The sequence below is a fragment of the Exiguobacterium sp. s189 genome (assembly GCF_018617615.1).
In the GTDB taxonomy this organism is placed as follows: domain Bacteria; phylum Bacillota; class Bacilli; order Exiguobacteriales; family Exiguobacteriaceae; genus Exiguobacterium; species Exiguobacterium aestuarii_A.
Genome location: NZ_JACSKM010000002.1, coordinates 67,425 through 93,001, shown reverse-complemented (window position 1 = coordinate 93,001; position 25,577 = coordinate 67,425). Strand labels below are relative to the sequence as shown.

Sequence of the window (25,577 nt, the reverse complement as noted above, 5' to 3'; positions counted from 1 at the left end):
GAAATATTTCGGAAGGGATTTTTTGTGTCGATTTGGGGTAAATCAAATTGGAATGATGACTGAAAAGGAGAAATAACATGAATCTAAAAGAATATATGGCTGCACCGAACAAGCAAATTCAGTTAAGTGATTTCTATACCCATGTAAAAAATAAACCCGATGATTCGACTTTGACGGATGAACTGATTCCGGACAGTGTAGAACGATTAAAAGAGTTACATTGGAGACTGTACGCCGAGAGCAAGACCGGGATTGTCGTCGTGTTACAGGCTCTTGATGCAGGAGGGAAAGACGAGGCGATTAGCTACATTTTTTCGAACTTGAATGCTCAAGGGTTAAAGACGAATGCATTCCAAAAACCTTCCGATACAGAGAAGAAACATGACTATCTGTGGCGAATGCACGATCTTTAACCGGAAAGAGGTCAAGTTGGCATTTTGAATCGATCGCACTATGAAGAAGTGATTGCGCCTCGCATCCATGATTTGTTAGGAGACGAGGTACTTCCGGATGAAATGGATCAAGAAAAAGTGTGGGAGATGCGATATCGTCAAATCAACGATTATGAATTGTATTTAAAAGAGAACGGATTTGAAGTGATTAAATTCTTTTTTAATGTGTCCAAAGACAAACAACGTGATCGGTTGCTTGAACGATTAAAAGACCCGAAGAAAAACTGGGAGTTCTCGTTCAGCGATGTGGAAGAGCGACAATATTGGGATGACTATCAAAACATATTTGAAGAGATGATTACGCATACATCCACGTATGTTTCACCTTGGTATATCTTGCCTGCAGATGACGAATGGTATAGCCGTTATATCATTTCTTCCGTCATGATTGATGTCCTCGAGCGAATCAATCCACAGTATCCGACTTTTTCAGATGAAGAGCAAGAACGCATCGATGAGGCGATTCAAATACTTGAAAATGAATAACGGATGACGTTCTCGTGAACAATTAAAAATCCCCTTGCACTGAAAGCGAATTCAAGCTAAAGTGATACAGTAGAATAGAGGTCAGACATCTGTACAAAGGGGTAATGAGTGTGGGTAACGTAAGTTTATTATTTGGTGGCGTCGCGCTATTTTTAAATAGTCTTGTCCTTCTCGGGAAGGTCGATATGAAGAGTGCCGGTGTATTCAGTTTGTTCACCGGAATCCTGCAAACGTTTATCGCAACATGGTTACTGATTGGGGCAAGTCCTGAAGAGCAGTTCGGCCTCGCGAGCATTTACTTGTTCGCGTTCACATATTTATATGTCGGTGTGACGTTCATTTTGAATCTAGACGGACGTGGCGTCGGCTGGTTCTCGTTATTCGTCTCGATCGCAGCCGCTTTTTACGGGGTGATGGCAATCGCTGTAGCCGATCCGATGGGTGCGTTGACATGGTTCTTCTGGTCACTATTATGGGGTCTCTTCTTTTTTGGAATGGGACTTGGCAGAGCGAATGAGGCGATCACAGCACGTGTTGCTCTCGTATTGTCGTGGTTGACGCTGATCATCCCGGCGATGGTTGGGATGGCAGGACTCATGAATGGATTGTATGACATGATCTGGTGGGCAGCGAGCGGAACAGCGATTCTGTACTTTATCGTCTCCGTCAAACGAACGAAACAGACCGTAGAAGTGGCTTGAATAAAGATATGACAATAAATAAAAATGAGGTAACTAAGTGAGCATGTTCTCACTAGGTTATCTCATTTTTTAATAAACGAAAACAACTATAAAAAATTATTAATCGTTTGACTGAATAATTGATCTCTTTTTGCATTTCTATTGTAGTTTCCATCCACGCCATATGAGTAATACAATAAATAGTATTGATTTTCTTTTGTCTCTTTGACGTAGAATCCATACTTTATGTGAGGTTCATCTAGGAATTCTAATTCATATATGTAACCAAACTTCGTCACGGATGATGAGGCAATCTTGTAATCTTGACTCTCGACTTGTGAGTAGTTCTCTAGAGTGGAAATCAAAAATTCTTCTCTAATTGTTTTTTCGTACGTAACATAGATGATTAACGATGCTACAACAATTGTTATGAAAATAATCAAACTATAAATTCTTTTGTTCTTCACTTGTAAATAACACCTCTAGTTAGTATATTTTATTAAATACATCTTATGATAAATGGGGAAAAAAGTTAATTTAATTCTTGAAACTACTCGTAGCCCAATAAACTAAATGATTGGTGTGAATATAATGATTGCATTAGAAGCACTAAAAAAAGATTAATTCATAATCGATTAGAAGTGCAGCGGGAAGAAGGCTATGTGGAAACAGAACTGTTTACGTTTCAGCCACCTGCTACTAAGGACGATTTGGCTAGATTACCGCATCGTTCACCATCTCAAATGATTGATTTTTTAACTTTACATAACGGCGCACAGCTATTCGTCCATCCGACATACGGTGGAGGGATTCAACTGTTTAGTGTGGAAGAAATCAACGAGTATCGAGAGATATGGGAATGTCCTGAGCAGTTTATCCCCGTCGGCGCTGGTATGGATGGAGAATGGATTGTTTGTGAGGTCGTCAACGAACATGAAAATTACATATGGGTCGGAGAATTTTTGACTTATGAAGATGACATTGAAAAACTTCCCATGGATTATACACATTGGTTCGACTATTTAATCGTCGCGCAAGGTGCCCATTTTTGGGATTGGTTCAGAAGATCAGGTTAAATTAGTAGGTTGCTCATATATCTTAGTTGGCACACTCTTCACGAGTGTGCTTTTTTCTCATTTATTTTGTGTCTAAAATGTGAAAAGTGGGAATGAGGATGCTAAAGGAGGCGAAAGCAGATGAGTGATGGACTCGTGTTATTACTCGGATTACTTTTATGTGGTTGGATGCTGTTTGCCGTCGTATTTGATGATAGAATAAAAAGAAGAATTTGATGGCCCGTCTCATGAGGAGACGGGTTTTTAATTGAGGAGTGAGAAGTATGAAAAAAACACCTGTCGTCGTCATCGTCGGACCAACTGCTGTCGGGAAAACAAAGACGGGTATTGAACTCGCGAAAGCGTTCGACGGCGAGATTGTCTCAGGTGACTCGGTTCAAGTTTACCGGGGCATGGACATTGGTTCAGCAAAAGTAACGAAAGAAGAAGCCGAAGGAATCCCGCACCATTTGATTGATATTTGTGACCCGGATGACGCAATGAGTGTCGCAGCTTTTCAACAGTTGGCTCGTGCTGCCATTGATGATATTTATGCCCGTGGCAAACTACCGATTATCGTCGGAGGAACAGGTTTGTACATTCGTTCGATTTTATATGACTATGAATTTGTGGAACGACCTGTGGACGAGGCGTTGCGGGCTGATCTCGAACGGTTGGCAGAAGTCGAAGGGCGTGAGGCGTTGCATCAAAGATTAGTTCAACTTGATCCCGAACGTGCGGCTACGATTCACCCAAATAACGTCCGTCGCGTCGTGCGAGCACTCGAAGTAGCGATGCAAGGTGATACGCAGACGACAGATAGCGCGCCGTCTGAACATTATGATTACCGATTATTCGTCCTCCATGCTGACCGGGAACTTCTATATGACCGAATCAATCAACGGGTCGATGCGATGATGGAAGCTGGACTTGTTGAGGAAGTAGAGAGCTTGATGGCGAAAGGATATCGAGATACTCAGGCGATGCGAGCCATCGGGTATAAGGAAATCATTCCGTATGTTGAGGGAAAAATTTCGAAAGACCGTGCGACAGACTTGTTGAAACAACATACGAGACAGTTCGCAAAGCGTCAATTGACGTGGTTCCGTCATCAATTTGATGGAATTTGGGTGGATATGGGGCGAAAATCATTTGAACTATCATATAAAAATATTTATGATGATGTAGAGGGGTTTTTTCGAAAATTCCGATTATTTTAAAGAGATAAAGACTAGGGGGAATCCAGCATGAAAGCGAGCTACAACATCCAAGACCATTTTTTGAATCAACTCCGAAAAGAAATGGTGCCAACGACCGTCTTTTTAGTGAGCGGGTTTCAAATTCGAGGTGTCATCAAATCATTTGATAACTTTACTGTCATCGTCGAATCAGAAGGTCGTCAACAGTTGATCTACAAGCATGCGATCTCAACATTCTCACCTGCACGTAACGTCACGTTATACGAGCCAGATGCAGTCGAAGTAACAGAAGGATAAGCATAAGAAAAGGAGCGGCCCGGGGACCGCTCCTTTTCTTATGCTGTTTTTGACGTACCGGGCTGTTTGATTGCCTCTAGGACGCGTTGGACGGCGCAGCCACCGAGGAGCGAATCCATTTGGCCACAAATTTGTGTCGGCGTCGAACGGTGTAACAATGTATATGTTCGTTTCCATGCGCGTTCTGCCGATTGGATCCGGACTAGAAGGTCGGCATGGCTCAGTTCTTTCAATTTATCAATGTTAAGACGGTTCGTCCGTGTGAAAGCAGATAGGATGACCGCTTTCGCGAGTGGTGTTTGAAGTGGGTAACCAGATAGCTCGAGAGCGGCCATGGCGCCTTTCATCTCGTGTTCGACGATTTTGTCGAGTGATTCATCTTTAGTATATGGATTACCAGAAAGGTGAGTGAGTGACTGTTCTAAATCCTTCATCTCTACCGGACAACTCGATGCTTGTAGAATATGTTCAATGGATTGTTGCTCTTGTGCATAACGTGTCGCTTCCCCCGAGGCGATAAAACGCTCATACGTATCGATTAATGAAATCATTATCGTTTCCCCCTTTGTAGAACTATCTTTATCGTACCAATAATCGTAAGCGCTTTCAATATAATGAATGTGAAATCATGACCCTACTAGAAAGTATGTTCGCCTAATGTGTAGAAACACGATACAATGTCAGAAGATGCGAGGAGGGAATGTTCATGAATTATTATCAACAGATTGATTCGGTCACAGGTTTATCGATGAATCGTGAAAGATTTCAGATACCACATATTGAAAAATCGAAAGAGCGGTTAGATCAGTTGCCAGACGGGGCTCCTGTTCAGACGAAAGCGCTCGTTAGTACGGTCGAAGTGAGAGAAGGGAAAAGCGGGGCGAAATGGCTACAGTTAAGTGTCACGACGGCGAGCGGGATGATGCGTGCGAAGCATTGGCTACGTGGAAATGAGAGTGAACTACTTCCGATCTATGAATCGGGTGTTATCGAATTGTCCGGGAAAATCGATGTCTATCCAAAACCGGACGGTGCTAAGTCGATTACAATCGATCGTGTCCAACCGATTTCAAAAGATGAGGCGACTTCTTTACTCCCAGGGTTACCGGGTGATGAGACGATGGAGCAGTTTGCAGATGAGTTGTTCAGTTTAATCAATACGTTGTCACCGACCTATCAACAGATTGCATACGGACTCCTTGATTTCGTCTGGGATGACTTTGTACTTTCGCCTGCAGCTCTTTATCACCATCACAATTACGCAGGAGGATTGCTGAAGCATACCGCCTGCATGTTGCGTCTCGGATATCGAATTCAGGAGCAGGACGATTATTTGGCAATGGTGTTCCGTGTGATCAAAGAAGCCGAGCAGTTGCATAAAGTCGACCTTTGGAATACGATGAACGGTGTTAAAATCGAACAAGCCTATAAAGGTACGTTCGAATCATTATATGCGGCATGTGAAGCAATGGCAGAGCGGAAGGAACCACTCAATTGGGATGAGCTTGCGCTAGGAATCCTCTTCCATGACATCGGAAAAATATATGAATACAGTCACCTTTTATCGAGCCCTAACCGTTTTGAAAAACTATCGCCTGTCGAAGGAACGAGTGAGACGACAGGGATCTCCATCAATCCGCTAGGAACGTTGATCGGGCATATGCCGTATGGTGGACTTCTATTCGAAGAAACGCTGCGTCGTGCAGATGTCCGTCTGCCAATTGATGTCCATCACCGTATTTGGCATATGATTTTATCGCATCATGGGAAACGTGAGTGGGGTTCGAGTGTATTACCAATGACGACAGAAGCGTGGATGCTTCACTTGATTGATTTATTAGACGCACGCTATGAAAAATGGGCTCGTGCGCACGAAGATTTGTAAGAAAAGGGTGGTACTATGATTCCCGTTCAGTTAGTGACCGGATTTTTAGGAGCAGGAAAGACGACGTATATGAACCGTCTACTCGCTGCGACAGATGAGAAGATTTGTTTGATTGTCAATGAACTCGGGGCGGTCAATATTGATGAACAGTTGATTGTAAAAATGGACCAGGAGCAAATCGAACTATCGAATGGTTGTATTTGTTGTTCGATTCAAAATGATTTGAGTAAGACATTTTATCAACTCGTGGCAAAGAATGAGACGTTTGACCGAATCATCATCGAGACGACCGGTGTTGCCGACCCAGCCCCAATCATCCAGACGATTTATTATGACGAGTACTTACGTCAACATTTTAAAATGAACGCCATCTTGACTGTCGTCGATGCTAGTCAAATGGATCGCGACTTGTTCAAAGAAGGCATTCATCAAATCGCGTATGCAGACATGATTTTATTAAACAAAACAGATTTAGTCTCGAGCGAGGAGTTGAAACATGCCCGAGCACGGATCTCTCAAATCAATCCAACCGTTCGTGTGGTGGAAACGGTCCAGACTGAAGGGGAATTTGACCTTCTTGAAAACACGTTCCAACTGTCGCGAGTCGATGAAGAACAATTGAGTCGTCTCACAGAAGCGACCGAATCTGTTTCTTCGCTTCGGGCCATCACGTTGAATGCAGATCGTCCGCTCTCTCGTGAACGTGTGACGCGATATGTTCGTGAGGTACTGATGCATTATGAGGATTCAATCTATCGAATGAAAGCAATCGTTCGTCTCAAAGATGAGAATCGAAAATTCGTCATTCAAGCAACGAATCAACTCATGGGCGCGACGTTTGCGAACGAGGTACATGAAGGAAACCGTTCAGTATTTGTCTGGATTGGAAAAGAACTAGATGCCGATGCATTGGCACGAGGATTAAAAGCATGTGAGGTGGAGCAGGATGAAACTCATTCTCGTTGATGGATTTAACTTATTATCACGTTATTATTTTGCAACGGAGCGGAGAAGAGCACTCGACCCGGATGTGACGGTGAAAGGGTTGCTTCGAAAAGTCGATGCCTGGACGACGGACTTTTCTCACATCGCTTTCTTTTGGGACGGGACGAGAGAAACGACGCATCGTTATGCCCTTTATCCTGAATATAAAGCGACGCGTAACGGATTGCCGGAACCGCTCTTCGAAGACTATGTCAAGTTGAGAGCGGCTTTGGACGAGCGAGGGATTCTACAATCAGAATTGACCGGATATGAGGCGGACGACTTGATGGGAGCTGTGGCTTCAGCGTTCCCAGGAGAATCATATCTTTATTCATCTGACCGTGACTTACTACAATTATTGTCACCAAACGTGTTTCAAATCATGCCGAAAAAAGGTGAAGAACAACTCGTCAATGAGAGTTCGTTTGAAGCGATGTATGGGGTGAAACCATATCAGTTTGTCGACGTGAAAGCATTACAAGGTGATTCTTCGGATAATATCCCTGGCGTTCGTGGCATCGGGCCAAAAACGGCAACCATCTTGATTCAACATTACGATACGGTCGAAACGCTCTACACGCACGTTCAAAATGCAACGCTCGAGGCACCACATCAGAAGTTTGCAAAAAAATTAGACGGGCATGAAGAGATTGCGCTCTTATCTAAACGTCTGTCACAAATTGATATCCATGCGCCGATTAATACGGACTGGGAGGCGTATCGATTTGGTTCACATTTATTTTGACGCAGCAACAAATCAGACAACCGTAGAGAACGGGCTTGGTGTCTGGATTAAGTCATCAGACGGTACGGTCTCGACGTTCAAGCGTCAAACGCAAGGTTTGTCCAGTGTCCATGCAGAATTAGCGGCTTGTGCCTATGCACTTGAAATGGCGCATACGATGCAAGGAGAGACGTCATTCATGCTCTACTCCGATGCGGAAGTGATTGTTCGTGCGTTGGAGCAACGGTTCATGAAAGATTCCTCGGCCAAACCCCTCTTTCTCAAAGCGTTGATTGCGTATGATGATTTACCGAACGTCTTTATCAAATGGATTCCTCGTGCAGAAAATCGTGCAGATGTCATTGCACGTGAAGCATTAAACGGAACGAAGTAAGCGACTAAGATCATTCTTGGTCGCTTTTTGGATTGAGTCGTTTCTTTTTAGATGGTTTTTCGCTAAAATGAAAGCGTAGTCAACTATAGAGGGGGAATTTAGCATGAAGGATTATCGAATCGAACGGGACACGATGGGGGAAATCAAAGTCCCGGCTGATGCAAAATGGGGAGCACAAACGCAACGTAGTCTTGAGAACTTTAAAATCGGTGCAGAAAAGATGCCGCTTGAGATTATACGTGCCTTCGCAATCTTGAAAAAAGGGGCGGCTCTCGCCAACGCTGAACTTGGAGTACTGGAAGAAGAGAAAGCTGAAATCATTGCGGAAGTAGCCGATGAGATTTTAGAAGGAAAGTACGACGCTGAATTTCCACTCGTCGTCTGGCAAACGGGATCGGGTACCCAATCAAACATGAACGTCAACGAAGTGATCGCGAACATTGCGAATATCAAATTGCATGCGCGTGAGCAATCGATTTGGATTCATCCGAATGATGATGTCAACAAATCGCAGAGCTCGAATGACACGTATCCGACAGCTATGCACATTGCGGCCATCCTTTCCGTGCAAGATGACGTCTTGCCGGCAATCGATGCCCTTCACCAAACTCTTTCGCAAAAAGCGGAAGCGTATATGGATATCGTCAAAATCGGACGCACACATCTTCAAGATGCGACACCGGTCACGCTCGGTCAGGAAATCAGCGGCTGGGTGCGGATGCTCGAACTCTCAAAACAAATGATTGAGCGGACGATTGAACCATTGACAGAGCTTGCTCTCGGAGGAACAGCTGTCGGTACCGGAATCAACGCCCATCCTGAATTTGGGGAAGTCGTGGCGAAAAAGATTTCTGAAGAGACAGGTAAACCATTTGTCACGGCCGTAAACAAATTCCACGCGCTTACAAGTCACGACCAACTCGTCTTTACACATGGTGCTTTAAAAGCGTTAGCGATGGATGCAATGAAGATTGCGAACGATGTACGGTGGTTGGCATCGGGTCCACGTGCGGGGATCGGCGAAATTACGATTCCTGAAAATGAGCCAGGAAGTTCAATCATGCCAGGGAAAGTTAACCCGACACAAAGTGAAGCGCTCACGATGGTTGCCGCTCAAGTTCTTGGTAACGACGCGACGATTGGTTTCGGAGCGAGCCAAGGGAACTTTGAACTAAACGTCTTCAAACCGGTCATCATGTATAACTTCTTGCAGACTTGTCGTCTCTTAACGGACAGCCTGCACTCATTCAACGATCACTGTGCGATCGGGATTGAGCCGAATCAAGATGTGATTTCTCGAAACGTGGAACAATCGCTCATGCTCGTCACAGCGCTCAACCCACATATCGGATATGAAAATGCTGCGAAAATCGCAAAACTGGCACACAAAAATGGTACTTCTTTAAAAGAGGCGGCATTAGAAACGGGATTATTGACAGAAGAGCAATTTGATCAATGGATTCGTCCTGAAGAGATGACATCACCGAACCTAAAAGTGAAAAAATAACATAAAGCGGTCGCAAGACCGCTTTTTCTATGTCTATTTTAGGGCTTAAGCACTAGGTATATGTAAAACAATAGAAAATAAATAAGGAAATAGTTGTATTTTATCTGTAGAAGTCGCATAATCGATACATAAGAGAATTCGGGGAGTACGAACATAGGGGGGACGAAGATGGAGCAAGGTCAACTCACTGAGCGTATACATATGATTTTAAAGAAAATATCAGAATCTAGACAAATTCCTAAATCCGATATCGAGTTTCTACTTGATTGGGTGAAGAAAGAGGTTAGACAGCGACGCTTTATGCATCTGTTAGAAATATTTAGTCGTGTCGAGTCTGATGCGAAGGAGTTGCCTAGCGTCCTTACCCAAGCAGAGGCAATGACATTAATCTCACCGGTGAAACGATACATCCATACCGTTCTAGGAATCGAACAAGAAGACGAGGATCTCGTTTTGATTCTTTCTGCGAGTTTTTCGACATTTAGTCGGTATAAATCGCGTGTTGAGAAGCTTGGAGCACGTCCTGTATTCTTGCAAACACTCGAAGAAGCGGTCGAATATGACTATGAGGACGTTCCGAAAGCCATCATCATGGACGTTGAACTATGGCCACAGTTTAAAGAACGTGACATCCAATCGTTTGTGAGCAAGATGAGAAAACTTTACGTTCCGCTCATCGTCATCGGAACGAATGAGCATTATCGTCTTGCTGCTTATTCCTATGGATTCGATGACTATTGGGAATCATGGGTACCGATGGAGGAACGGTTAGTCCGTCTTGGTCTACATATTGAAAAGTCTCGTTTAGTTTCAAAGGCATTACTTGTCGATGAACTGACCGGTGCGTTCAACCGGAAGTATTTAAAAGCGACATTTACGCGCTTCATCTCAAGGTTAGAGCGCTCAGGTGAGAGCTTTGCTGTTGCGCTCCTCGATATCGATCATTTCAAGCAATTGAACGACACGTTCGGTCACTCTTATGGGGATGACGTTCTCCATCGTGTCTCCGAAGAAATTCGACATGCGATTCGATCGAGTGATGAACTTATCCGCTATGGAGGAGAAGAGTTTTTAATTCTCTTGAACGTATCGGACCGAGCAATCGTCGAATCGGTGTTGGAGCGCGTCCGTACCCGGATTGAAGAGATGGAGTTCCCGTACGAGCATCAAGTGACCGTATCAATTGGATATACCCGTGTCTGTCAGACAGGATATACGCTTGGCGAATGGTGTGCTTACGCGGATGAGGCACTCTATAAGGCAAAACGTGATGGTCGAAATCGGGTCGTCCGATACACGTCGGCGGTTCGTGAGGAAAAACGGATTGCTTACGTGACGATGTCCGAGAACACGTACACTTCGCTTGCAAACCGCTTGCCCAAAGAGCATCGTCGCTATGAGGTCGTGTATCGTCCATACGAAGCGTATTCTTGTAACGACAACATCGAAATGTTCGTCTTAGACGATACCCGAGTCCATGAAGCGAGAGGGACACTATCTGCTGTGAAAGAACAGCGTGGTAAATATTGTCATATCCTTGCGGTTTCGAAGCGTACAGCCTCCGAACTAGAAGCGATTTATGACGACTACGCTGATGATAATCAAGATGAAGTCATCACGAAAAAAATTGAACAGTGGTTAGAAAAACTACCTGACTAAAAAGCAGACATCGATTAATGATCGATGTCTGCTTTTTCATATTGTATGAACGAAAAGGCATACGCATGTCTTTCATCTTGCGGATGATCTGTCTGACTTTGGATCGTCCATGAACCGCTCCGTTCAGGGTAATACGTGTCTGCTTCGAACGTGGATTTTACTTCGGTGGCATAAATTCGACTCGTCATCGACATAGTCTGTTCATATAGCGTCGCACCGCCAATGACAAACCATTCCTCGTTTTGACTTTCTGCGACGAGACGTTCTAAATCATGCCACACTTCAATGTGATCTGCTTTAAAAGTTGAATCGGACGTCACGACGATATTCCGTCGGTTCGGCAATGCCTTTCCAATCGATTCGAACGTTTTTCTTCCCATGACGACGGTGCCACCAGACGTGACAGATTTAAAGTGTTTTAAATCATCCGGCAGTCGCCACAATAAATCATTGTCTTTCCCGATTTCCCGATTGAGTCCGTATGCGACCACATGCGAAATCATACGCTCACTTCTCCTTTAATATGTGGATGTGGGTCATATCCGAGAATCTCAAAGTCCTCAAAACGGAATGATTCAATTGAAGGTACTTCACGAACAATCTTAAGTTGTGGTAACGGACGAGGGTCACGCGACAGTTGAAGTTCCACTTGCTCGAGATGGTTATGATAAATATGAGCATCTCCAAGGGTGTGGACGAAATCGCCAACTTCTAGGCCGGTTACATGAGCGACCATATGTGTCAAAAGTGCATACGATGCGATGTTGAATGGAACACCTAAGAATGTGTCGGCGCTTCGTTGATATAACTGGCAAGAGAGCTTCCCATCAGCGACATAGAATTGGAAAAGTAAATGACACGGCGGAAGGGCCATCTCATCGAGCTGCCCAGGATTCCATGCGGAGACGATCAACCGTCTTGAATCAGGATTCGTTTTGATTTGTTCAATCACTTGAGCCAGTTGATCGACGGACGATCCGTCTGGACGTGGGAATGAGCGCCACTGTGAGCCGTACACCGGGCCGAGGTTTCCTTCTTCATCTGCCCATTCGTTCCAAATCCGCACTCCATTCTCTTGTAGATAACGAATGTTCGTCTCCCCCGAGATGAACCAAAGAAGTTCATGGATAATCGAACGAGTATGTAGCTTTTTCGTCGTGATGAGGGGGAAGCCTTCTTGTAAATTGAATCGCATTTGATAGCCGAAAACGCTGGTCGTCCCTGTGCCGGTACGGTCTTCTTTCACTACTCCGTTTTCGAGAATATGTCGACATAAATCATGATATTGCTTCATAAGGTGATGAACCTCCTTTTAAATCTTCGATGACTAAAGGATAACACAAGATATAGTATCTAGGAGCGTATTCCATCCATATCCTGAAAAAACAACAACGATTCTTCGTTTTCGCGAACCTCTGTTTCGGGTATAATGGGGAATGAACAAAAGGAGGGGTTTGATGAAACTACAAGGAAAGAAAGTCCTTCAACTTGTCAGTAATGACTTCGAGGATCTAGAACTTTGGTATCCTGTACACCGTCTTCGTGAAGAAGGTGCGCATGTCATTTTAGCCGGAGAAAAGGCAGACCATGCCTACATCGGGAAGTATGGTGTGCCAGCGAAGTCGGACGTATCATTCGATGATGTGGATATCACATCGTTTGATGCGATTCTCGTACCAGGTGGCTGGTCGCCTGACTTATTGCGCCGCTTTGATTCGGTGAAAGGCTTCGTTCGTTATATGGATGAACAAAAACGACCAATCGGTCAAATTTGCCATGCTGGTTGGGTCTTGATTTCAGCGAATATTTTGGATGGGGTGAATGTCACGAGTACACCAGGAATCAAGGACGACATGGAAAATGCAGGTGCTATTTGGCATGACGAACCTGTTGTCGTCGATGGACACATCGTCTCAAGTCGTCGACCACCCGATCTACCAGACTACATGCGTGCGTTTATCGACGTGTTCGCAAAACAGTAATTGAACCATAAAGGAGCTATACAACGTTGAACTTAAAATCGAATCCACTACTTCGTAAATCAATGCAGTCTACAGCTTACAGTGCTGAGCCGATGACGAAAGCAGGAACATGGTCAAAAGTGTTTACCTTGCTTCTTCTCGTCACAGCGGCAGCCGGAACGACGTGGCTCGTCGTTCCTACAATCGGGGAAGGTCTCTTGTTCCCGCTCATGATCGGGTCACTCATCCTCGGTTTCATCTTTGCGTTACTTATCACGTTCAAGCCGAATACGGCACCAGTCGTTGCGCCGCTATACGGAATTGTCGAGGGTGTCTTCGTCGGTTCAATTTCATACTTCTTTGAAGCGATGGTCCCTGGTATTGTCGGCCGTGCCGTCATGACGACGTTCGTCGTTGCGTTTGCGATGTGGTTCGTCTACACGACAGGTCTTGTCAAAGTGACGCAAAAATTCAGAGCAGGGGTCATGGCTGCTATGTTTACGGTCATGTTATTGTATCTTGTTCAACTCGTCATGAGCCTATTCGGTTCAGGATTGGCGTTTATGACAGGTTCAAGCCCACTTGCCATCGGTGTTCAATTTGTCATTGTCATCGTCGCTTCGCTCGCACTCGTCTTAGACTTCGATTTCATCGCACGTCAAGTCGAAGAGCGGGCACCAAAACAATTAGAGTGGGTGGCGGCGTTTGGTTTAATCGTCACGCTCGTCTGGTTGTATATTGAATTGCTAGACTTACTGTATCGTCTAGCGATGAGAGAATAACAATCAATCATCGATCCTTCGGGTCGATGATTTTTTCACGAAAGGATGTGTTCATCTGTCTAAAAAGGCAGGTACATGATGAAGAAAATTGTGATTATTGGGTCGGGCATCGTTGGTGTCTCCACAGCCTATCATTTAGCTGGAAAAGCTGACGTGACGGTCATCGACCGTAAGGAAGAAGGACGGGCGACCGATGCGGCAGCGGGAATTGTCTGTCCTTGGATTGCCCAGCGGCGTAACAAAGCATGGTACGCACTCGCTAAAGGTGGTGCACACTATTATCCGCATGTCGTGAACGAGTTGGAAACTGAAGGGGAGACAGACACCGGATACAAACGTGTCGGGACACTTGCCCTCCATGAAGAGTCTAAACTTGATCAAATGATGGAGCGGACGATGATTCGCCGCGAAGAAGCACCAGAAATCGGTGACTTAGAACGATTGACAGCAGAAGAGGCACAACGTCTTTTCCCTCCACTATCAGATGAATATAATGCGCTTCTAGTCAAAGGTGGCGCACGTGTGGATGGTGGGAAATTCCGTGCAGCACTTGAACGAGTCGCTATGAAACGTGGTGTGAAATTTGTATACGGTTCGGCACGGTTGACCGATGGGGACGCGATTGGCGTCGAGTGTGACGGAGTTCGATATGAAGCGGATGAAATCATCCTTGCGACTGGGGCGTGGCTTCCGGAGCTGTTACAGCCTCTCGGATATACGGTTCGCGTCGACGGAGAAAAGGCGCAACTCGTTCACGTCCAGTTAAAAGATACCGATGCGTCGGATTGGCCGGTCGTCATGCCGCCAAGGCGACGTTATTTACTTGGATTTGAAGACGGGAAGGTCGTCATCGGCTCGACCCATGAGAAAGGTAAAGCGTTCGATGTTCGACCGACGGCGATTGGTGTCCACGAAGTGCTGACGAAAGGGCTTGAATCAGCACCAGGACTTTCGGAAGCAGAACTCATCGAAACGAAAGTCGGTTTCCGTCCGGTCACACCGAACTCGATTCCTGTACTCGGGAGAGTACCGGGGGCGAATCAATTGCTTGTGGCTAACGGTCTAGGGTCATCCGGTTTGACGGTCGGTCCGTTCATCGGAAAAGTGTTAAGTGACCTCGTCCTGACGGGTGAATGTGAAGTGGACCTTTCACTCTATCCGATTGAAGACTTTATATTCAAAGCATAAGAAAAGGTGGCTGTCTCTTTATAGACAGTCACCTTTTTAGCGTTTAATGACCCCGTTCAAAAAGAAATGAAAATAGTCTTCCATCGTCTCTTTCATGTCCCCGATTGAAAAATGCGGGTCGGACAGGATGGCCTGTTGCATCAATTGAACATAGCGTAAATAGGATGTGGTCGATAATGTGGCGTCAATCGCCCCTTCTTGTTTCCCGTATTCGATCAAACGGGCGAAAGATGCATAGCCACGGGACGCCAACTGCTCCCAGTTTGGATCCTGTTGAATCATCGTGGTGATGGTCTCATCAAAAAGAACGGCCGTTTTGATTTTTCGTTTCAAAATATCGACGAGTAACTTATCAAACGGAGCGTTCGACTCGATTTGTTCATCAATCCAGCTCATTTGTTCTTCCGTCATCTGTTGTAACACTTCAATGATGACTTGTTCTTTCGAGCCGAAGTAATTATAGATTGAGACGGGGGATACATGAGCTTGCTTGGCGAGTTCACTCACGGTAAACCGAGATTGTTTCTCCGTCATCAAGTCATATGCGGCACGTAAGATGGCCTGTCTTTTTTCCTCGGTGCGTTTTGCGAATCCGTCCATTGGTCGGAGCGCTCCTTTCTATAGTTTTGTAATAAATATACCATTTCCATTTCAAAAAAGAACGTGATATACTAGTTTTGTAATCATATTAATTTCATATTTCAAAAAGGGAGGGTTTGTGATGATTCGGATTGAACGATTGACAAAACGATTCGATGCAACCCACGGTATTTTTGATGTGTCACTCGATGTGTTACCCGGTACGATTTTTGGATTCATCGGACCGAACGGTGCTGGGAAATCGACGACGATTCGTCATCTAATGGGTCTGTTGAAACCGAGCGAAGGGAAGGCGACCATTAACGGGTTCGACTGCTGGAGCGAAACCGAGCAGGTCAAACGAAATGTCGGTTATTTGCCTGGAGAAATCAATTATCCACAACATATGACCGGAGAAGAAATCATTCGATTGACACGGCATTTGCATAAAACGGATCCTGCACGAGAGCGACGACTTCGGGAGCGATTCGCGTTCGATGAGTCGACGAAAGTTCGGAAGATGTCTAAAGGGATGAAACAAAAGCTCGCCATCATCACGTGCTTCATGAAAGAGGCACCCGTCTATATTCTGGACGAGCCGACGAGCGGACTCGATCCGCTCATGCAGGAACGTCTGATTGATTGGCTAATCGAAGAAAAAGAAGCAGGTAAGGCGATTCTGATGAGCTCTCACCATTTTCCTGAGATGGAACGGACGTGTGATCGAGCCGCGTTGATTAAAGACGGGCGCATCATTATTGAGGAAGATATGGAAGAACTAAGACAACACAGTGTAAAACGATATCAAATTGAGTTTTCTTCCGAGGCAGAGGCAATCCGATTCACCGAAACGACTGGAACACGAGATGGACTACATGTAGAAGTCGCCATCACGTCGCCAGAAGACTTGAACAACTTGATTCGAACGCTTGCCGACTATGAGATTCGTTCATTGGAGAGTGGCGCTGACGAACTCGAACACTTGTTTATGCAGTACTACGGGGAGGCGACATAAATGTTAATACGCTCAATGTTTAAACAGAATCGCAGTTGGATTCTCGGTTATTCGGTCGGGACAAGTGTCTATCTCTTCTTTTTGGCCGCTATATTCCCATCCATTCAGGAAACGGGACTGATTGAGGCGAAATTAGAGTCGCTACCGCCTGAGTTGCTCGAAGTGTTTCAAATCGATGCGACGATGGCGATGGATAATCTGCTCAATTTATTGTCGAGTAACTACTATGGATTGATTTTTTATGTACTTGCCGTGTTGTTTGCGTTGACGTTCGCCTCGAAACTTCTTGCTAAACCGATCGATTCAGGTGAAATCATGCTGTATATGGCAGCTCCGATTTCTCGTGTCACATATGTATGGTCTACGTTCGTCATCCTGATCATTGCAGTTGGCTTGTTTGTCGGGTTAAATGGCTTCAGTCTCATGGCGGCAGATGTATTATTCGATTTACAAATCGACTATGCGGTTTTATGGATGCTTCAATTGAACGGAGCGCTCATGCTTCTCGTATTAGGGGTCGTTGCCTATATGCTGGCCAGTCTGTTTGATGACAGTAGTAAATCTTACGTGGTGACCGGCGGAATCTTCACGTTCTTCTTGATGGTGAATATCATCAACGGAGTAAGCGAGCAGTTCGAATGGTTAGGGAACATCTCTTTCTTTTCTCTCTTCGATGCTCCGGCCATCATGCGTGAAGAGTTCGGTGGTGTTCACTTTATTTGGTTAATCGGTTTGTTAATCGTCTTTTCAGTACTCTCATTCATCCGCTTTACCCGAAAAGATTTAACGATTTAGTTTTCCGAAATAAATTGTCGGGTATGATACAATCAGCTCGTTAGAAAGAAAAGGGGATGAATGAAATGTTATATGCTACGTTACGAAACAAAGTAGAGATTCCAATGATTGGGTTTGGGGTATGGCAAGTCGACAATGAGACAGAGGCACCAGCTGCTGTCGTCGAGGCACTCAAGACTGGCTATCGCCATATCGACACGGCTGCCATTTATAAAAACGAAGAAGGTGTCGCAAAAGGGATTAAAGTCTCGGGAGTCGACCGTTCAGACCTATTCATTACATCGAAAATTTGGAATGATGATATTCGTGAAGGGAAGACGAAAGAAGCGTTTGAAGACTCATTAAAACGCCTCGAGACAGACTATTTAGACCTTTGTCTGCTTCACTGGCCAGTTGATGGTTTCGTCGATGCTTGGAAAGACCTGATTGAACTATATGAAGCCGGAAAGATTAAAGCAATCGGTGTATCCAACTTCAAAGAACATCATCTTGAGACGTTAAAAGAAGAAGGACTGATGGCACCGCTCATCAATCAGGTAGAACTTCATCCACAGCTTCCACAACCGGATTTGTTGGACTATTGCCAGGATGAAGGCATTCAAATTGAGGCGTGGAGTCCTCTTATGCAAGGGAAGTTTTTAGAGATCGATGCCTTCTCAGAAATTGCGGAGAAGCATGGAAAAACGCCTGCACAAGTCGTGCTTCGTTGGCACCTCGAGTCAGGTCATGTCGCATTGCCGAAGTCGGTGACACCGCACCGAATCCGTGAAAACTTCGACGTATTCGATTTTTCACTCGACGCGGACGATTTGGCAAAAATCGACCAGGTGGCGACAGGTGAACGTCTTGGACCAGATCCGGACGAAATCGACTTTTAATGACTTGGGGCTCGCATTTGCGAGCCCCTTTCTACGTGTAGAGTCACATGGATGCGGGTAATGATTATTATGTTGCTAAAAGGAGGTGTTTGATCTTCATTCAGAAGATCGTGCTTATGGACTTATCAAAATGGCCAATTGTCAACTGGGTCGCTTTTCTAGCGACCGTCGTCATCAATTATTTTGCGAGCGGGGATAATGCCGCGGTTTCAGACCAAATTGACCTCTACTTTAAACCGGCGGGTTACGCCTTCTCCATTTGGGGCGTCATCTATGTCGCATTACTTGTCTGGTTAGTTTTACAATTGAAAAAAGGGACGACGGCCAATCGACAGGCCGAACGTATGAAAGCAGGATTCCTGATTTCATGTGTGTTGAACGGATTGTGGCTTCTCGCATTTACGAATGAGTGGTTCGTACTCTCGCTCGTAATCATGGTGGCATTCTTAGCGTCTCTATGCTGGCTATACTATATTGCATTCCGCACATCTACAAGTTGGCTCGATCGTTTCCCGTTCTCGATCTATATCGGTTGGGTGTCGGTCGCAACGATTGTCAATACGTTCGTCGTGATGAAGACAGAACAGATCACTTCTTTATTAGGTCTTGATGAACTTGCATGGACATCTCTCATGCTGATGGTCGGTGTTGTATTAGCCCTACTCTTTATGTGGTGGCATCACGATTTCATCTATCCACTCGTATTCGTCTGGGCCTATATCGGTATTTTTGCAAGAATCGAAGAGGGGACACTGTATGTCGTCATCGTCAGTGCGCTCGCACTGCTCGCGATTGGATATATCGGTTTGATCTTGTGGAAGCGTCCGAAATCGTTTCTACATCATCCACGTAAAACAGTAGAACATTAAGTTAGAAAAGGATATCTTAACAGATATCCTTTTTTTGAGTTCTTGAGAACCTATAAATAAATAATATTCATGGATATTTATTCTTTATCTAACATAACTAAAACAATAAAACCTATTGATATCAGTCATGTATGCGCTTTCAATGATAACAAATTCAATTCCTATTATGCAAAAATACATACAGTATACTTGATTTTTCAGAATATTTAGAACAGAATGTTAATTACGAAACTGTGAGTGAAAGGGGTCGATGATATGAGTCGAGTTGGACTGTATGACTCAAGATTTGAGAAAGACGCGTGCGGGATTGGATTATACGTCAATTTAAACGGACTAAAAAAACATGAGATTGTCCGTAAATCACTCTCGATGCTGTGTAAATTAGAGCACCGAGGAGGGCAAGGTGTCATCGATGCCGGTGATGGTGCGGGTATTATGACCGAAATCCCACATGAACTTTTCACGCAAACGATGAACCTTCCGTCACCTGGTCGTTACGCTGTCGGAATGGTTTTTTTTCAGCCATCAGACGATCGGCTAAAGGAAAAAATAAATTTGATGGAACGCATGGCAGATGAATTAGACTGTTCGACCATCGAGTGGCGAGAAGTACCCGTGGACGCAACGCAAATCGGGGAACATGCACGCGTGACGCAACCGGTCATTTATCAGTGGTTCATCTCTTGTCCGTTTCTCGATGAAGATGCGAATGAACGTGTGTTCTATGAACTCCGACGAAAGATTGAAAAAGTTGAATCGCTAAACTTATATATTGCGAGCCTGTCGACGAGAACGATTGTATATAAAGGAATGCTGACGCCAGTTCAAATTGATGCCTTTTATTTGGACTTGCAATCACCTCATTATAAGAGCACGTTCGGGATCGTTCACTCTCGCTTCTCAACAAATACGTTTCCTTCATGGGAACGTGCACACCCAAACCGGATGATTGTCCATAATGGAGAAATCAACACGTTACGAGGCAATATCGATGCGATGCGAGCGCGCGAAGGGGTCACATCGACCGATTTGTTTGAGGATGTGAATCATTTGTTCCCAGTTCTCCAAGAGGACGGCAGTGACTCGTCGATGCTCGATAATGCCTTCGAGTTCTTCACACGCACCGGTCGATCGATTGCGCATACAGCGATGATGTTAATTCCCGAACCGTTTGTTGAAGGTAAGATGGAACCGTTCAAACGTGACTTCTACCAATATCACTCATCCATCATGGAACCGTGGGATGGTCCAACGGGCGTCGTATTTACCGATGGGCGACAAATCGGTGCAATTTTAGACCGGAACGGGTTGCGCCCGATGCGTTACGTCGAAACATTAGACGGAGAATTGATCCTGTCATCAGAGACAGGAGTCATCCCTGTCGATGCCGAGAACGTCAAATCAAAACAGCGCCTACGACCTGGACAATTGCTCTTGATCGACTTGATTGAGAAACGTTTGATTCCCGATCAGGAAATCAAGGAGACGATTGCAAAATCGGAGCCGTATCATAAATGGCTCAAACAAATGATGAAAGTGGAAGATAGAGGTGTTCAGGAACAAGACGTCTCAGAACTCGATCGTGTGCAACGCGCGTTCGGGTATACAAAAGAGGATATCGAACAGTATATGATTCCATTGATCAACGACGAGAAAGATCCGATTGGGTCGATGGGGCATGATCAACCAATCGCAGTTCTCTCTACCCGTCCTCGGTCGCTCTTCCATTACTTTAAACAACACTTCGCGCAAGTGACGAACCCGCCAATTGATGCCTTACGGGAGAAAATTGTCACAGCGACGTTCACTTGGATTGGTCCGCAAGGTGATCCGGTCCATACCGGCCGTGGTCATGCGAAACGTGTGTGGCTGGATCATCCAATCATCGATGGTTCGACACTCGATCAAATTGGTGAGCGACTCAAACTCGCTCGCGTCGATACGACGTTTACAAATGATTTAGAGGCGTCGCTTGAAGCCCTTTTGCAACACGTCAGCGAAATTGCACGAAATGGTGCGAACGTCATTGTCCTATCTGACCGTTATATGTCACGTGATCGGGCTGCGATGCCGGCGCTCCTCGTGCTCAGTGCCGTTCACCAACATTTGATTCGTGAGAACTTGAGATCGAATTGTAGTGTGATTTGTGAAAGTGGTGAAGTGCGAGAAGTGCATCAGGCTGCGACTTTGATTGGTTATGGAGCCGATGCGGTCTACCCTTACGTTGCCTATGCAACGATTCAACACTTGGTCGAACATGAACAAATCACTCATTCATTTGAAGCGGCAATTCGTTCCTATCAAAAAGCTGTCGTTGAAGGCATCGTCAAAATCATGTCGAAAATGGGAATCTCGACGATTCAAAGTTATCGTGGGGCTCAAATCTTCGAAGCGGTCGGATTAGACCGTGATTTGATTGAAACGTATTTCCGAGGAACGACGTCTCAGCTATCAGGAATCGGATTCGTTGAATTAGAAGACGAGGCAAAATCACTCCACAAAGACGCATATGAGACAAACCGCCCGCTCGAAGCGGGAAGTGACTTCCAATGGCGTGCAGACGGAGAGGAGCATGCGTTCAATCCGAAGACGATTCACTTGTTGCAACGCGCCTGCCGTGAGAATGAGCGAAAATATTACGATGCCTACGTGAAGTCGCATGAGTCGTCGGGACAATTTATCCGTCAGTTGTTCGCGTTTAAGGAACAACGTCCGGTGCCGATTGATGAGGTAGAACCGATCACGTCAATCGTACGCCGCTTTAAGACGGGGGCGATGTCATTTGGATCCTTGTCAAAAGAAGCACACGAGACGCTCGCTATTGCGATGAACCAAATCGGTGCGAAAAGTAACTCAGGCGAAGGTGGGGAAGACCGTGCTCGCTTTGTCCCGGATGAATTCGGGAACGAGCGCATCAGCCGCATCAAACAAGTAGCGAGTGGCCGTTTCGGCGTGACGGCGGAATATCTATATCATGCCGATGAGATTCAAATCAAGATGGCACAAGGGGCAAAACCAGGGGAAGGTGGACAACTTCCAGGGAACAAGGTGTATCCATGGGTCGCCGAAGTCCGGGGATCGGTTCCTGGCGTTGGACTCATCTCGCCGCCTCCGCATCATGATATTTATTCGATTGAGGATTTGGCACAACTTATTTTTGACTTAAAACATGTGAACCCGAACGCGAAAATCAGTGTCAAACTCGTTTCAAAATCAGGGGTTGGGACGATTGCAGCAGGCGTGGCGAAAGCGAACGCGGATACGATTGTCATTAGCGGATACGACGGTGGAACCGGTGCTTCTCCGAAGACATCAATTAAGCATACAGGTCTTCCGTGGGAACTCGGTCTTCTAGAGACACATCAAACGCTCGCATTGAATGGACTCCGGGGAAGAGTCACGCTCGAGACGGACGGGAAGCTTATGACGGGTCGCGATATCGTCATGGCAGCCATCTTCGGTGCCGAAGAGTTTGCGTTTGCGACAGCACCGCTCGTCGTTCTCGGATGTATCATGATGCGCGCATGTCATTTAGATACTTGTCCGGTCGGTGTGGCGACCCAAGACCCGGTACTTCGTCAGAAATTTATGGGGAAACCAGAGCATGTCGTCAACTTGATGACGTTCTTGGCTGAAGAAGTGCGGGAAATCTTGGCGTCACTCGGTGTGACATCACTCGACGAAGTGGTCGGTCGAACGGATCTACTCGAAGAAAGCGTGTGGAAGACGAATCATCCGAAAGCGCGACGTCTAGATTTGTCTCCAATGATTTCGATGCCGACACCGTTGCCGGAACGAGAAGAACTCACTCATCCGGCATACCGTTCATACGATCATCGTAAACTCATCCCGGCTGTATCACGTTCCATCACTTCTGGCCAACCGACGTTCTTCGTAGGTCGCATCCGAAACACCGATCGAGCGGTCGGAACACAGTTAGGTTTTGAAGTGACGAAAGTTCATGGTCAGGTCGGTTTACCGGACGATACGATTTCGCTTCGCCTTAGTGGATCTGCCGGACAAAGTCTGGGGGCATTTTTACCGAACGGAATCACTATCTCTGTCATTGGCGATGCGAACGATTATATCGGCAAAGGCTTGAGCGGAGGGAAACTGGCATTGATTGCTGAAAAGCATGCGCCGTTTGATGAAAGTGAACAAATGATTGCCGGTAACGTCTGCTTGTACGGAGCGACGAGCGGTCAGGCGTTCTTCAACGGACATGTCGGTGAGCGGTTCGCCGTTCGTAACTCTGGTGCGACGACAGTCGTCGAAGGAGTCGGGGATCACGGGTGTGAATATATGACCGGTGGAACTGTACTTGTACTTGGACAGATTGGACGAAATTTTGCGGCCGGTATGTCCGGTGGTACAGCTTATATTTACGGAGCGCAAGCCTATGAACAACTCGTCAATGAGGAGCTTGTGTCCGTCGTACGGGAGTTGGACGATGAAGATATCGAACAAATTTATGCGCTTCTTGAAGCGCACCAATTCCACACAGATAGCGTCAAAGCACGGACGATTTTAGAGTCATTTGAACAAGTACGTTCACAGTTTGTGAAAGTCGTTCCAAGAGACTATGCGAACGTCTTAGACGTGATGCGTCAAATTGAGGCAAATCGTCCTGAATTGAGTGAGGCCGACCGAGCACTTGAATTGTTCCGTGTCGTGACAGAAGGAGGTACCGTATGAAACATAACTTTTTAAAGATCTCGCGAACGACGCTGCCAGAACGTCACGTCGAAGAGCGGGTGAGGGATTATGATGAATATGCGTCTCGTATGGATGATCAATCCGTTCAACAACAAGCCGCGCGCTGTATGGATTGCGGCACACCGTTCTGTCACGTCGGTGATTTGATTGGTCAGGAGACGATTGGATGCCCGATTCACAACTATATTCCAGAGTGGAACAAGCTTGTCACGAAAGCAGACTGGATGGGTGCGTACCATCGATTGATGGAGACGAACAACTTCCCGGAGTTCACGGGAAGGGTTTGTCCGGCACCTTGTGAAGGATCGTGTACACTCGGGATCAGTGAAGATCCGGTTGCCATCAAATCCATCGAGCGAACGATCATTGACCGGGCATTTGAAGAAGGTTGGGTGAAACCGAGACCGGTTCATCGAAGAACCGGGATGACGGTCGCCATCATCGGAAGTGGTCCTGCTGGTCTAGCCGCCGCTGATCAATTAAATCAATTGGGTCATTCGGTCACCATCATCGAGAAGTCGGATGAAGCGGGAGGACTGCTCATGTATGGAATCCCAAACATGAAACTCGATAAAGATGTCGTAAGACGTCGCGTTCGGTTACTCGAACAAGAGGGGATTGTCATCCGGACGAACGTCGAGGTTGGTAAGGATGTAACGGTCGAATCGCTTCGGAACGAATACGATGCGGTCATCTTGGCGACCGGAGCTCAAAAACAGCGCACGCTCGGGATTGACGGAGATGATGCCGCTGGCGTTGAAATGGCGATGGATTATTTGACGGCATCCATGCATGAACGAAAAGGATCTCCGCTTACCTCTGATTATGACGCCAAAGACAAAGATGTCATCGTCATCGGAGGAGGAGATACAGGAGCGGACTGCGTGGCGACGGCAATCCGTCAAGGTGCAAAATCAGTCGTTCAATTTGGGAAGCACCCGTCAAAAGGGTTGCTCCGTGCTCCAGAGAAACCTTGGCCACTTCAACCTGACACGCTTACGACCGATTATGCGTACGCTGAATCACTCGCGGTCTATGAGAAAGACCCGAGAACATATTTGATTCGGTCCAATCAAATCGTCACGAAAGAAGGACGTGTCACAGGGATTGAAACGGAACGGATGACGAAAGTCGTCAACCCGGATGGTCAGGCGACTTTCTTCGTAGAGGAAGATTCGATGGAGACGTACCCGGCGGACCTCATCCTCGTCGCCATTGGATTTGAACGACCAGAGCACGAGTTGCGGAAAATCGGCGTCGAGAAGACGAAAGATTTCCATACGGCAACGGATAACGTCTTTGTCGCTGGGGATGCGAAGCGGGGGCAAAGCCTGATTGTATGGGCAATTCGAGAAGGACGAGAGGTGGCAGAAGTGGTCGATGCGTATCTCGATACTTGCAAGACCGTTTTAAAAACCTCATCATAAAAAGGAGCGACAACTGTCGCTCCTTATCTTTTGTTTAGGAGGAGT

At 45.9% G+C, this 25,577-nt stretch carries 23 protein-coding genes and 1 pseudogene; 20 read left to right on the top strand and 4 right to left on the bottom strand.

Translation table 11 applies throughout. The features are described from left to right. Window positions 1-77 precede the first annotated feature (77 nt). From KNO99_RS03255 to hfq, 5 genes and pseudogenes are all read left to right on the top strand, one after another. Window positions 78-938, top strand: a pseudogene (locus KNO99_RS03255) (PPK2 family polyphosphate kinase). Window positions 939-1,042: 104 nt separating this feature from the next. Next, complete coding sequence (locus KNO99_RS03250) at window positions 1,043-1,639, top strand: AmiS/UreI family transporter (protein WP_251130937.1); 597 nt, start codon at window positions 1,043-1,045, stop codon at window positions 1,637-1,639. Between the two features lie 641 nt (window positions 1,640-2,280). Then, on the top strand, window positions 2,281-2,694 hold the full coding sequence (locus tag KNO99_RS03245) for an SMI1/KNR4 family protein (RefSeq protein WP_371743035.1): 414 nt from the start codon (window positions 2,281-2,283) through the stop codon (window positions 2,692-2,694). Window positions 2,695-2,957: 263 nt separating this feature from the next. Next, window positions 2,958-3,893, top strand: coding sequence for a tRNA (adenosine(37)-N6)-dimethylallyltransferase MiaA (miaA, locus tag KNO99_RS03240; RefSeq protein WP_214745249.1), 936 nt, complete (start codon window positions 2,958-2,960; stop codon window positions 3,891-3,893). Between the two features lie 27 nt (window positions 3,894-3,920). Continuing rightward, window positions 3,921-4,169: an RNA chaperone Hfq gene (hfq, locus tag KNO99_RS03235; protein ID WP_012726185.1), complete on the top strand. Its 249-nt coding sequence runs from the start codon at window positions 3,921-3,923 to the stop codon at window positions 4,167-4,169. A 38-nt stretch (window positions 4,170-4,207) separates the two neighbouring features. Here hfq and KNO99_RS03230 read toward each other — a convergent pair whose 3' ends face one another. Further along, window positions 4,208-4,720 carry a hypothetical protein gene (locus tag KNO99_RS03230; RefSeq protein WP_214745247.1) on the bottom strand — a complete coding sequence of 171 codons (513 nt, stop codon included), beginning with the start codon at window positions 4,718-4,720 and terminating at the stop codon, window positions 4,208-4,210. Between the two features lie 155 nt (window positions 4,721-4,875). Between KNO99_RS03230 and KNO99_RS03225 the strand changes: the two genes are divergently transcribed. The 6 genes from KNO99_RS03225 to KNO99_RS03200 all read left to right on the top strand — a co-directional run bounded on the left by KNO99_RS03225 (window position 4,876) and on the right by KNO99_RS03200 (window position 11,322). After that, complete coding sequence (locus tag KNO99_RS03225; protein ID WP_214745245.1) at window positions 4,876-6,054, top strand: HD domain-containing protein; 1,179 nt, start codon at window positions 4,876-4,878, stop codon at window positions 6,052-6,054. Between the two features lie 15 nt (window positions 6,055-6,069). Further along, a complete protein-coding gene (locus KNO99_RS03220; protein WP_214745243.1) occupies window positions 6,070-7,020 on the top strand; it encodes a CobW family GTP-binding protein in 951 nt (316 codons plus the stop codon). Next, the gene (locus KNO99_RS03215; RefSeq protein ID WP_214745241.1) at window positions 7,001-7,783 is read left to right on the top strand and encodes a 5'-3' exonuclease; all 783 of its coding nucleotides are present in this window, start codon (window positions 7,001-7,003) and stop codon (window positions 7,781-7,783) included. Before KNO99_RS03220 ends, KNO99_RS03215 begins: the two co-directional genes overlap by 20 nt. Further along, window positions 7,764-8,156: a reverse transcriptase-like protein gene (locus KNO99_RS03210; protein WP_214745239.1), complete on the top strand. Its 393-nt coding sequence runs from the start codon at window positions 7,764-7,766 to the stop codon at window positions 8,154-8,156. Before KNO99_RS03215 ends, KNO99_RS03210 begins: the two co-directional genes overlap by 20 nt. Window positions 8,157-8,259: 103 nt before the next feature. Further along, window positions 8,260-9,663, top strand: a complete 1,404-nt coding sequence (gene fumC / locus KNO99_RS03205) for a class II fumarate hydratase (RefSeq protein WP_214745237.1) — start codon at window positions 8,260-8,262, stop codon at window positions 9,661-9,663. 168 nt (window positions 9,664-9,831) lie between these two features. Beyond that, window positions 9,832-11,322 carry a GGDEF domain-containing protein gene (locus tag KNO99_RS03200; RefSeq protein WP_214745235.1) on the top strand — a complete coding sequence of 497 codons (1,491 nt, stop codon included), beginning with the start codon at window positions 9,832-9,834 and terminating at the stop codon, window positions 11,320-11,322. A gap of 14 nt (window positions 11,323-11,336) precedes the next feature. Here the strand turns inward: KNO99_RS03200 and KNO99_RS03195 are convergent, their stop codons facing one another. Together KNO99_RS03195 and KNO99_RS03190 are read right to left on the bottom strand one after the other, a co-directional pair. Further along, on the bottom strand, window positions 11,337-11,825 hold the full coding sequence (locus KNO99_RS03195) for a dihydrofolate reductase (RefSeq protein WP_214745233.1): 489 nt from the start codon (window positions 11,823-11,825) through the stop codon (window positions 11,337-11,339). Continuing rightward, on the bottom strand, window positions 11,822-12,616 hold the full coding sequence (locus tag KNO99_RS03190) for a thymidylate synthase (RefSeq protein WP_214745231.1): 795 nt from the start codon (window positions 12,614-12,616) through the stop codon (window positions 11,822-11,824). The genes KNO99_RS03195 and KNO99_RS03190 overlap by 4 nt, the downstream gene beginning before the upstream one ends. A 163-nt stretch (window positions 12,617-12,779) precedes the next feature. Here KNO99_RS03190 and KNO99_RS03185 point away from each other — a divergent pair, with 163 nt between their 5' ends. From KNO99_RS03185 to KNO99_RS03175, 3 genes are all read left to right on the top strand, one after another. Next, complete coding sequence (locus KNO99_RS03185) at window positions 12,780-13,304, top strand: type 1 glutamine amidotransferase domain-containing protein (RefSeq protein WP_026826070.1); 525 nt, start codon at window positions 12,780-12,782, stop codon at window positions 13,302-13,304. Window positions 13,305-13,330: 26 nt separating this feature from the next. Continuing rightward, the gene (locus tag KNO99_RS03180; protein WP_214692109.1) at window positions 13,331-14,065 is read left to right on the top strand and encodes a Bax inhibitor-1/YccA family protein; all 735 of its coding nucleotides are present in this window, start codon (window positions 13,331-13,333) and stop codon (window positions 14,063-14,065) included. Window positions 14,066-14,143: 78 nt separating this feature from the next. Then, window positions 14,144-15,253, top strand: a complete 1,110-nt coding sequence (locus tag KNO99_RS03175) for an NAD(P)/FAD-dependent oxidoreductase (RefSeq protein ID WP_214745652.1) — start codon at window positions 14,144-14,146, stop codon at window positions 15,251-15,253. A gap of 36 nt (window positions 15,254-15,289) precedes the next feature. On the opposite strand, the gene KNO99_RS03170 is transcribed toward KNO99_RS03175, so the two are convergent. Then, window positions 15,290-15,853, bottom strand: coding sequence for a TetR/AcrR family transcriptional regulator (locus tag KNO99_RS03170; protein WP_214745229.1), 564 nt, complete (start codon window positions 15,851-15,853; stop codon window positions 15,290-15,292). A gap of 121 nt (window positions 15,854-15,974) precedes the next feature. On the opposite strand from KNO99_RS03170, the gene KNO99_RS03165 reads away from it, so the two are divergent. The 6 genes from KNO99_RS03165 to KNO99_RS03140 all read left to right on the top strand — a co-directional run bounded on the left by KNO99_RS03165 (window position 15,975) and on the right by KNO99_RS03140 (window position 25,532). Continuing rightward, window positions 15,975-16,847, top strand: a complete 873-nt coding sequence (locus tag KNO99_RS03165) for an ABC transporter ATP-binding protein (protein WP_214745227.1) — start codon at window positions 15,975-15,977, stop codon at window positions 16,845-16,847. Further along, window positions 16,848-17,642, top strand: coding sequence for an ABC transporter permease subunit (locus KNO99_RS03160; protein ID WP_214745225.1), 795 nt, complete (start codon window positions 16,848-16,850; stop codon window positions 17,640-17,642). A 65-nt stretch (window positions 17,643-17,707) separates the two neighbouring features. Continuing rightward, on the top strand, window positions 17,708-18,520 hold the full coding sequence (locus tag KNO99_RS03155; protein ID WP_214692119.1) for an aldo/keto reductase: 813 nt from the start codon (window positions 17,708-17,710) through the stop codon (window positions 18,518-18,520). A gap of 116 nt (window positions 18,521-18,636) precedes the next feature. Further along, on the top strand, window positions 18,637-19,389 hold the full coding sequence (locus KNO99_RS03150) for a tryptophan-rich sensory protein (RefSeq protein ID WP_214745222.1): 753 nt from the start codon (window positions 18,637-18,639) through the stop codon (window positions 19,387-19,389). Between the two features lie 255 nt (window positions 19,390-19,644). Continuing rightward, a complete protein-coding gene (gene gltB, locus KNO99_RS03145; RefSeq protein ID WP_214745220.1) occupies window positions 19,645-24,084 on the top strand; it encodes a glutamate synthase large subunit in 4,440 nt (1,479 codons plus the stop codon). Continuing rightward, window positions 24,081-25,532, top strand: a complete 1,452-nt coding sequence (locus KNO99_RS03140) for a glutamate synthase subunit beta (protein ID WP_214745219.1) — start codon at window positions 24,081-24,083, stop codon at window positions 25,530-25,532. Before gltB ends, KNO99_RS03140 begins: the two co-directional genes overlap by 4 nt. Window positions 25,533-25,577: the final 45 nt, after the last annotated feature.